9 protein-coding genes are annotated in these 10045 nt (G+C 49.4%); 3 read left to right on the top strand and 6 right to left on the bottom strand.

Annotated elements, in window-relative coordinates:
* A partial coding sequence (locus VIM87_RS30475; protein ID WP_332000637.1) for a DEAD/DEAH box helicase occupies positions 1-1016 on the top strand: 1016 nt, incomplete at its 5' end.
* 19 nt (positions 1017-1035) lie between these two features.
* Here the strand turns inward: VIM87_RS30475 and VIM87_RS30480 are convergent.
* The 5 genes from VIM87_RS30480 to VIM87_RS30500 all read right to left on the bottom strand — a co-directional run bounded on the left by VIM87_RS30480 (position 1036) and on the right by VIM87_RS30500 (position 6703).
* Positions 1036-1491 (bottom strand): BON domain-containing protein, encoded by a 456-nt coding sequence (locus VIM87_RS30480; RefSeq protein ID WP_332000638.1) that lies wholly within the window; start codon positions 1489-1491, stop codon positions 1036-1038.
* Entirely contained in the window at positions 1488-2204 is a 717-nt protein-coding gene (locus tag VIM87_RS30485; protein WP_332000639.1) for a DUF421 domain-containing protein, read from the bottom strand. The genes VIM87_RS30480 and VIM87_RS30485 overlap by 4 nt, the downstream gene beginning before the upstream one ends.
* A gap of 25 nt (positions 2205-2229) precedes the next feature.
* Complete coding sequence (locus tag VIM87_RS30490; RefSeq protein ID WP_332000640.1) at positions 2230-2919, bottom strand: DUF421 domain-containing protein; 690 nt, start codon at positions 2917-2919, stop codon at positions 2230-2232.
* A 64-nt stretch (positions 2920-2983) separates the two neighbouring features.
* Complete coding sequence (locus VIM87_RS30495; RefSeq protein WP_332000641.1) at positions 2984-3757, bottom strand: transporter; 774 nt, start codon at positions 3755-3757, stop codon at positions 2984-2986.
* A 384-nt stretch (positions 3758-4141) separates the two neighbouring features.
* Positions 4142-6703, bottom strand: a complete 2562-nt coding sequence (locus VIM87_RS30500; RefSeq protein WP_332000642.1) for a TonB-dependent receptor — start codon at positions 6701-6703, stop codon at positions 4142-4144.
* A 370-nt stretch (positions 6704-7073) separates the two neighbouring features.
* On the opposite strand from VIM87_RS30500, the gene VIM87_RS30505 reads away from it, so the two are divergent.
* A complete protein-coding gene (locus tag VIM87_RS30505) occupies positions 7074-7829 on the top strand; it encodes an SRPBCC family protein (RefSeq protein ID WP_332000643.1) in 756 nt (251 codons plus the stop codon).
* 22 nt (positions 7830-7851) lie between these two features.
* Positions 7852-9030: a zinc-dependent alcohol dehydrogenase gene (locus VIM87_RS30510; protein WP_332000644.1), complete on the top strand. Its 1179-nt coding sequence runs from the start codon at positions 7852-7854 to the stop codon at positions 9028-9030.
* Positions 9031-9164: 134 nt separating this feature from the next.
* Here VIM87_RS30510 and VIM87_RS30515 read toward each other — a convergent pair.
* On the bottom strand, positions 9165-10045 hold an 881-nt coding region (locus VIM87_RS30515), incomplete at its 5' end, for an OmpA family protein (protein ID WP_332000645.1).

Raw genomic sequence — 10045 nt, forward strand, 5'->3', positions numbered from 1 at the left:
GCGGTGTGAATATGAACCCGCAAATGGATACAGCAGCGGGCAAGCTGGATGTGGTGGTGGCCACACCGGGCCGGCTGGTAGATATTGTGCTGAGCGGCACATTGAAACTGAAAGCCATTAAACAGCTGGTGATAGATGAGATGGACGAAATGCTGAACCTTGGCTTTCGCGCTCAATTGGTGAAGATCCTGGACCTGCTGCCTGCAAAAAGACAAAACCTTCTTTTCTCAGCTACCATTACACCGGAGGTGGAGGCGCTGATGGATACTTTCTTTAATAATCCTGTTACGATCGAAGCTGCTCCTACCGGGACTCCTTTAACAAACATCAGTCAGCACGCCTACCTTGTTCCCAACTTCTATACAAAAGTGAACCTGCTGGAGCTCCTGATCCGCGAGCAGGCGGATATGACGAAAGTGCTGGTGTTCGTATCTACCAAAAAGCTGGCAGATGAGCTGTATGAGCCGTTGGCTGCAGAGTTTCCGGATAAGATAGGTGTGATCCATTCCAACAAGGAACAGAATCACCGGTTTAATACTATAGAACAATTCCAGGAAGGTAATTACAGGGTGCTGATCGCTACAGATATTATTGCGCGCGGGCTGGATATTTCAGAGGTAACGCATGTGATCAACTTTGATATGCCGGAGCTGCCCGAAAGTTATATTCACCGTATTGGCCGTACCGGCCGCCTAGATAAAAAAGGGATAGCGCTCAGCTTCATTTCAGCGCAGGAGCAGCCACTGCGCACAAAAGCAGAAGCACTGATGAACTACCAGATCCCCGAGCTGCCTTTACCGGAGCACCTGGAGATCTCGGATAAACATACAAAGGAGGAAGAACCGGAATTTATTGTGCCGAACATCGTGTTAAAACAACGCAAACGCGATGATGCCGGCGCTGCCTTTCATGAGAAATCAGCGAAGAACAAAAAGGTGAACGTGAAGATCCGGCATGCTGATAAAATGATGATGAAATATGGCAAACCAAAAACACGGGGCGCTAAAAAGAAATAGGAAACTGCATTCCCAGCTTTTAACGGACGACGCTAAGGCTGTCTTTTACCAGGCTAATATCAGGCAACCGGAATGTTTTGAGCAACTTTGTATGTTCTGCAGCGGTTACCTCACCTTTTAAGGTAACAACCGGGGGTGTAACAGCTGCCGTGACCCGCGGGAATTGGGCCAGCAAGCTATCCGCATGCAGCTTCACCGGCGTCAGGCTGTCGAGCACCACCGGCGCGATGGTAACATTGTAATGGACGTCTTTGATGACATGAATACCCTGGATCGTTTGCTTGATCTTGTTAAAAGCTTTTTCAGAAGGACAGCGTCCGGAAACTTCGACTATGCCTTTATCTACTGTATAATGAAGACCCACAAAATTAAGATCTTCCTGTGCCTTACCGGCGATATTTGCACGGATCTCCTTGTCGGACGGCTGACATGCAGCAAGGGCCAGTAATGTTAATGCAATCAGTATCTTTTTCATGATCTGTTCTTATCGTTGCTTACTTCCTCTACCGCAGTAACCCATTTCTCTGCACCACAATTTGGGCAGCCTTTGTCCGGATCATGCGTTTGCTTTTTCGGAAAACCACATTGCATGCAGATCTTTTCATCCGGATGTTCATGGAAGCAGTTACGCATCGGATCATCCCAGGGCGGCAGCACTGACAGGCCTGGTCGGGGCTGTGGGCTACGCACCAGCGTAAAATTACCACTGGATTCCATGTAAAAGCGTTTCACTGTACCTAACTGCAGAATACCCATTGAGCGAAGCTGAGCCAAAACACGTTCATGGGACAATTTAACCTTTGCCAATGCTTTCATGTCAATAATACCATCGTTAACCAACGTACTCAGATCACCCTGCACAAAACTTTCAAACTTTTGATCACTAAAACCCCGTTTCGCGATCATGCGTTCAACGGTGATCAGCACAAAGGCAATAACCAGTGCAGGCAATACGCCACGATCCGGAGCCATCATAGGAATGCCGACAGCGGCCGCCAGTGATACCAGCGCAGCCAGTTCGTTGCGGCTAAGCTGTGATGACATGCGCTTGCCCATTGTTCGCATGGAAACCATCAGGATGAGGTACACCACAATAGCCCTGATGAGCAGCTCGATAAAATAACCCGGAGGCACCTCGCCGATCAGGATGCGCTGCCAGTCGCTAAAATGTATATCCTTTGCTTCCATAGCATTAAAAAATGAATGTGTTGAGTTATGATGTTGTTACTGCTGGTGTCCAGTCATTTGCCTTACACCGGGAACATGGTTCAATGGATGCCCCTTCCGGGCTTATATTGCCGCAGTTCCGGCACACCATGTCACGGGTATCATGCAAAATGCTCAGTACCTGCTGATCGCCCGGTGGCAGTGTGGGTAATCCAGGCGCCTGCTGCAGCATTCTGATAGTAGTAAAAAGGCCGCAGGCCTCAAGATATACCCTGCGTACCTGGCCCAGATTATACACGCCTTTACTTCGCAGTTCAGCAAATAATTGCTGCCGCGAGATCCCGCAACGGCCCATTTCCTTCAGGTCCATTACGCCGTCCTGCAGCAGGGTGCTGATAGTGCCCTGTGTAACCTCCTCTACACGCGCATTTTTGAGGCCCCAGCGGCTAAGTCCGCGTTGGAATATCAACGTGCAGATCAGCACGATCATACTGAGCGCTATGCCACGGTCGGGTGTTTGCATAGCCACAGAAACGATGGCGCCAAGCGTAAGCATCACCGCCATCTCCAGTATGGTTAGCTGACCGCTCATGCGTTTGCCCAGCAGGCGCAATACGAACAACAGGAATATATAAATGATCAGCGTCCGGATAAACACCTCAAGCAAAAATACCGGCGGCGCCTGTCCGAACAAAATGCGCTGCCAATCGCCAAGATGGATCTCATACTTTTTCATATGTTTGTTTAAATTGGAAATACATTCCGTTGCAACGATGTAAGATCAGGCAGTATGCCATCAGTTAATCGTTATTGCGCTTCGGGAGCAACAAGGCAAAACCTGTATTTATAAAAAAATAAGAGGGAGCGTAATTAAGAGAACTGCCGGCGGCCAGATGGAGCTGAAACCTTGCGGATGCCTGCCACAAAATCCCTCCATCAGCATTATGCACCGGGTCCTCCCCTCCCTGATACTGTCCAAAGTATTCGGCGAATAACTGCAGATGGTCGTTCACTTCATATTTTATATCAGTGGTCGCTATATATTCCCAACCGCTTTCGAAAGCCTGTTGTTTACAGCCTATATTCGCGGTAATTGTAAAATTCCCTATTCCTTTTTCCGCTGCCGCAATCAGTGCGGGAGACCACCTGCTATGTTGCTGATCGAAATTGGTAAAAGGGAGCTGCACGTAACCTACCAGCGCAAGTCCCGGACAGCTCCTGCCCTCCCTGACAATTTCTACCTTTGTACCCAATGCTAAAGGATAAAGTGACTGTGACGTTTTCTCAATATAGGTATCCCTGTAATTACCCTGTTCAATCATGAGCCTTAGTTCCACGCTTTTGCCAATACCATAGCGGAGTAAATTTGATGTAATTATGGGATCGTTGCTATCATTAATATGATTATAATATAGCGATGATTCCAGCTGAAAAGAATTTTTTTCCAGCACCTCAGCTCCGTAAGATTGGTCTGGTTGTTCCGTTGTTATTTTGCCGTCCTGGCAGTAGGCCGAATAGCAAATTAAAAAACCGGCAGCCAGTAATATAAAACGTTTGAATACAATTGCGCTCATCTATAACTCCAGTACTTTTAAACAGATCAACATGAAGGGGATGGTAGTTTTTATATTATTTACCGGGCTAAAATTATTCCAATACATCCTTCCCCAGCCGGGCTTTCAGCATCATACCAGGAGCGCACTAAAGGATAATTAAAGTTAACTGAGCAGCTGAAAGGGCTATGATAAGGCAATGCACGGGTTATATATCATGTAAGAGATCTGTATTTAAATGCTGCCGTTTTCTTTTACCAGCCTGTTCTTAACAGGAAGCTGAAGTTATTAAAGGGGGTTATTTTTCTACAATGGCGTCACTTTAATTGATGACGTGCGGAAACGATTGGCCGGCATACGTTTCCTGAACGATATGCCGGCCATTAAATTAACAAGCGTTCTTCTTTAGTTTGCAGGACTGAAAACGTAACGCAGCGTTACACCATACGTTCTGGGATCGCCCAGCACGGCGGCATACTGCCCGGCATTACCGGCTGCTACCAGCAACTGTTCAAAATAGTCCTTGTTAAGCAGATTGCGGCCCCATATAAATACAGTTACGCCTTTTGTTGCACGGAAGCCCAGCCGTCCGTTGAACAGTGCATAACCGGCTACATTCAGGAAGGGCGAAGGTGACGGACTGGATGAGAATTCAGAACGGTAATATCCATCCAGCGCCAGGAAGTATCTTCCACCCTGGCCCAGGAACTTGCCGCCGGTAGATGCTTCGCCACCCAGGGTTACCGTCCACTTGGAGATGCCGGGCAGCCTGCTGCCGGAAATGTCCTTGAATGCGCTTGGGCCGCCGGTTTCTTCCAACGGTACCGGCGCGTTCACGAAGGACCTGTATTTACCATCCGTGTAGGCGGCTGCACCGAAAAGGGAAAAGTTATTGTTGAACCGGATGTTACCATCCAGCTCAGCCCCGCGCACCCGCACTTTTTCTGCATTGGCCAGGTAGCCGCGGTTCACGCCCAGTTCTGCTGTTTGTACCTGTGTCTGGAAATCCCGGATCTCTGTATTATAAACGGCCAGGTTCAACGTAGAGGAAGCGGATGGCGTTGTTTTAATGCCTACTTCATAGTGCTGCACATATTCCGGCTTGATCTCGGCCAGCTCCAGCATAGGCTTGCCCTTGGAAGTAGGAAGGCCGCCAAGGTTAAGGCCTACCGGTTTATAGCTGGTGGAAAAGGTTGCGTAGCTATTGATGTTATCATTGGCTTTAAAGGAAATGGTCAGCTGGCCGGAGAGATTGGTGTTGTCCGTATTAACATTAAATTCCTGGTCTGTGTACACGATGGCTTTTAATGCCAGCAGGGCCGAATCGGTGGTTTGCAGGCCGCCATATGTTTTGCGGTTGAAGTCCACTTTTTTATTGTCGTAATTATAGCGCAGGCCGGGCAAAACATGCAGCTTGTCTGTAATAGCCCAGTCCAGCTGCCCGAACACCGCAGTGCTCCACGTTTGCAGGCGGGAGGTAGTGCGGATGCCAAATCCGTCCAGCAATCCGGGTGTTTTCCATAATTCGCTTGTGGTGCTTTGCGAAAAGCGCCATTGTGCAGACCCGGATTCTTCAATATGTACAGGATCTGTTTTCAGGTCCTGCCCGATCGCAAAAACACCGATCACACCACTTAGCTTGGACGAGAAGTTACCGGCATAGCGTACTTCCTGCGACCATTGCTTGTGTTTGGAAGTGGCCTGGGAGAGTGAGAGCACCGGCAGCCCGGTGAAGTCACGGTCGTTGGATGGATCCCAGTTCCAGTAACGCCAGGCAGTGGTGGAGGTTAATGTACCACCACCGATCTTTGCATCCACATTCAGGGATACGCCTCCCTGGTCGTTGCCGGAGCGCCAGGTGGTATTATGATCGATCAAACGGTCGAAAGGATTGCGGCTGGGCAGCTGGTAATTGAGATCTGCGATAATAGCGTCAAACTGCCGGTAGGCAGCGCGCTTGGTGGTTACAACACCTGCTATTACCTGTGCATATCCTTCAGGCCGTTGTTTGGCGGCATCTCCCGTGAGCGTGATGTTTACATTTTCACTGGGAGTATACAGCAGCTGTGCACGCCCGCCGATGTTATTAAGGTCGTTCACATATTTCAGGGAAGCTACGTTATAGATGGTTCCATCCCGCTGTGTGCCTGAGAAGGCAATTTTGCCTGCAAGCTTGCTGGCAATGGGGCCGGTAACAGAAGCTTTTGCCTGTATGTAGCCATAGTTGCCATAGCTTACTTCCGCGCTGGCGCCCGGGGAAAAAGATGGCTTGCGGGTGGTGATGTTCAGCGCGCCTGCAGTAGTGTTCTTACCGAACAGCGTACCCTGGGGGCCGCGCAGCACCTCGATCTGCTCTACATCCATAAAATCAAATGTGGTTGCGGCAGGGCGGGCATAATATACGCCATCCAGGTAAAAGCCAACTCCCGGATCAATACCATCGTTGGTAAGGCCAAAGGTGGAGCCGAGGCCGCGGATATTAAGCGTGGTATTACGCGGATTGGAGGAATAGAGCTGAACAGAGGGAATCAGCTCCTTCACGCGGTTTACATTGAAAGCGCCGCTTTCCTCGATGGCAGCGCCGCGCACAACGGAAATGGCAATGGGCACGCTCTGGATCTTTTCATTACGGCGGCGCGCTGTAACGGATACTTCGTTCAGCAGGCGGTTGTCTATAGTAAGAATGATCGCTACGGAACCCAGGTTTTGTTCGGTCACTTCGATCTCACGGGTGGCAAAGCCAATAGCGCTGGCTGCCAGCGTAAGGGGAAAAGGTGCGTACGTTTGCAGGCTGAATTGTCCCCTGTTATCTGCAATGGCATGGTTAGTAGAACCCCGGAGGCTAATGGTGGCGCCAGGTACAGGGGATCCCTTCTCCCCTCTGACCACGCCCGTGATTACTTTTTGCGCAAATACGGCGTTGCCCAGGAAAAAAGAGAAGACAAAAAGAGGTAATAATTTTTTCATAATCGTTCTAATATAGGTTGATGTTAATCCAATAGTATGTTTAGTCCACAGGTTTTATAGGGTAAATATATTCAGTATTTTCCATTTTTCTAATTTTTTTAACCCGCGGGAGTTATCCTGTTTAGCTTTAGCTAATGATCATCACAATGAAATTTGAAAGAGCCATCCCGTTCCACAAGGCGGTTCTATTGTTTTAGCCCTTAAGGGATGCTCCTATCCTGCCGGGCACATAATCTCTTCAGATAAAACTTATGCTGATCAACCGCATTAATCTACGATAATGGATGCTTTTTCTACGGGGAGCCCATCCTTAACTCTCTCCTAACAACTGGTTTGCATAAATTTTGTGGCTGTTCCTCAAACTGCTTTTATGGACGAAAAAACTCCGCGGGAGGCAACACCTGCCAACCGCACACGCCGGCTAAACGTGGGGCGTATAGAACGCGCAGCATCGGTAGCCGCCGCCGCTTTATTAATTACATCAGCTGTCAGAACCCTGGGGAAAAAACCTGTTTCTGCAAGTATTAAGCTGCTAACAGGCGGCTACCTGCTTTACAGGGGCAGCAGCGGTTACTGTCCATTGTACGATATGGCCGGCGTTAATAATAAGCTGAAACAGCCGGCGCCGCTGTTTATGCGGGATGCTATTACCGTAAACAGGCCACGAACCGAGGTCTATGAATACTGGCGTGACCTGCAGCGCCTTCCGCTTTTCATGAAACACCTGCACAATGTAACAGTCCTCAGCGAGCATGTTTCACACTGGGAAATGTTATTGCCGGGTAAAACAGGCCCCATTGAGTGGGATGCTGTTATCATAGAAGATAAGCCGGGCCGCCTGTTGCGCTGGCGCTCGCAGCCTGAATCAGATATTGACACTACAGGCGAAGTGCTGTTCCGGGATGCACCGGGGAACCGCGGCACCGAAGTGCATGTTAGCTTCTATTACCGCTTACCCGAAGGAATGCTGGGAAAATTAGCCGGTAAAGCGGCACACCCAATTACAGCCGTGCAGCTGCACCAGGACCTGCACCGTTTCAAGCAAATGATGGAAACCGGTGAAGTGGCCACCATCGAAGGACAGGCTGCTGCGCGGAAGCAGGAGGCCATGCTTTTAAACCCATGATAATAACCATTAAAGATATTTTATGAAAGCGCTGATATGGAATGGTATTAACGATCTGAAAGTAGAGAATGTTAAAGACCCCGGCATATTGAATCCGCATGATGCTATTGTTAAGGTAGGCCTGTCATCTGTTTGCGGTTCAGACCTTCACCTGCTTGACGGTTATGTTCCCAGCATGCATGCCGGCGACATTATAGGGCATGAATTTATGGGCGAGGTAGTAGAAACAGGAAGCCAGGTAAAAAAGCTTAAAAAGGGCGACCGCGTTGTGGTAGGCTCGGTGATCGGCTGCGGGGAGTGCAACTATTGCAAACAGGATGAGTGGTCGTTATGCGACAACTCCAATACGCATGCATGGATGGCTGAAAAGGCCTTTGGATATTCCGGTGCAGGTATCTTTGGTTACAGCCATGCCTTTGGCGGCTATGCAGGCAGCCATGCTGAATATATACGTGTACCGTATGCAGATCATGGCGCATTCCGCGTGCCGGCGGAGCTTACGGACGAACAGGTGCTCTTTTGCTCGGATGCCTTCCCCACCGGCTATATGGCAGCCGACATGTGCAATATACTTCCCGGTGGCGTGGTTGCGATCTGGGGTTGCGGCGGGGTTGGACAAATGGCCATACGCAGCGCATGGCTGCTGGGGGCAGAACGTGTGATTGCCATTGACCGTATACCGGAAAGGCTGGCTATGGCCGAAAAATACGGAAAAGCAGAAGTGATAAACTATGAAGAAACAGATGTGCTTGAAACTTTAAAGGAGCTTACTGCCGGACGCGGGCCTGATTACTGTATTGATGCAGTAGGTATGGAAGCGCATACTACCGGCATTGAACAATATTACGACCGTATTAAACAAACCCTGCGCCTGCAAACCGACCGTCCCTCTGTATTGCGCCAGGCTATTATGGCCTGCGGTAAAGGAGGTACGGTGTCTGTAATAGGTGTGTATGGAGGGCTGATCGATAAATTTCCGATGGGCGCTGCTATGAACAAAGGCCTCACTTTCCGCATGGGCCAGATGCATGCACAGCGTTATATTCCACAGCTCTTTGATCTTATTTTAAAAGGTGAGGTGGATCCGTCCTACCTGCTTACTCACCGCTGGTCTTTACAACAGGGCCCTGAAGGCTATAAGATGTTCAAGGAAAAAACAGATAGCTGTATACGCGTAGCCTTTGCTCCCGGTAAGGACTAAACGCTGTGATGTTGTTTCTTACCCGTTTTACCTGCCCCGGGTTATAGATCTTCTGCCACAATACGGCAAAGAGCTGTGCGTCGGAGATCCTGCTCCCAACAAAAAAGCCGCCCTGAGGCGGCTTCCTGTTATTTTCACCAGCGTACTTTCAGCTCTGAGCGCCGGTTCTGCTTATATTCCTCTTCGGAGCAGGGCACCTCATCCTTACACTTGTTTACAGGATCCTGCTCACCTTTATTGGTATAATACAGCCGCCTGGGATCAATGCCTTTGCTAACGAGATAGTCAATTACCGCATAGCAGCGTAAGGCCGACAGATCGGTGTTGTACTGATCCGGGCCACGGCTGTCAGCATAAGACGCGATCACCAGCTTCCAGTCAGGGTTCCGTTTCAGCACACTGGCCACCAGGTCCAATGCCTTTCGTGATTCCGTGAGCAGGGATGCACTGTTATAATCATAATAGAACTTCAGCTGTTCCAGCTGCCGCTTATCCCCTTCTTCTTCCGCAGTATGTTTTCTTATAACCGGTGCAGGCTGCCCACCGGGAGTAGCTGTTCCGGGTACATTGTTATTACCCGGATTTTTGTTCCCATCATACGGGGAAGGGTTCCCATTCACGCGGTTAAAGTAATTGGGGTCAGCAAAATAATAGATATCATCACGGCCCATGCCGCCTGGCTTATTGGATGCCAGGTATCCTTCATAACCATTTTGTTTTAGTATAAGCCCTATATCATCTGCACCGGAATTGAACGGCGCTTTCATATTCACCGGCACTTCCCAGCTGGCTTTACTGCCTTTTACGCGATAGATATCGTATCCACCCAAACCGGCGTATCCCTTGCTGGAAAAATACAGGATACCTTCTTCATTAACGGTGGGAAAAATTTCCGCTGCTACAGTGTTTACCTTATCCCCGCAGTTAACAGGCTGGCCCCAGCTGCCGTCTGCCTGCTTTTCGCAGTACCAGAGATCTGTTTGCCCATAGCCGCCCGGCCGGTCCGATATAAAGT

Origin of the sequence: Chitinophaga sp. (genome assembly GCF_036569125.1) — a bacterium.
Lineage (GTDB): Bacteria > Bacteroidota > Bacteroidia > Chitinophagales > Chitinophagaceae > Chitinophaga.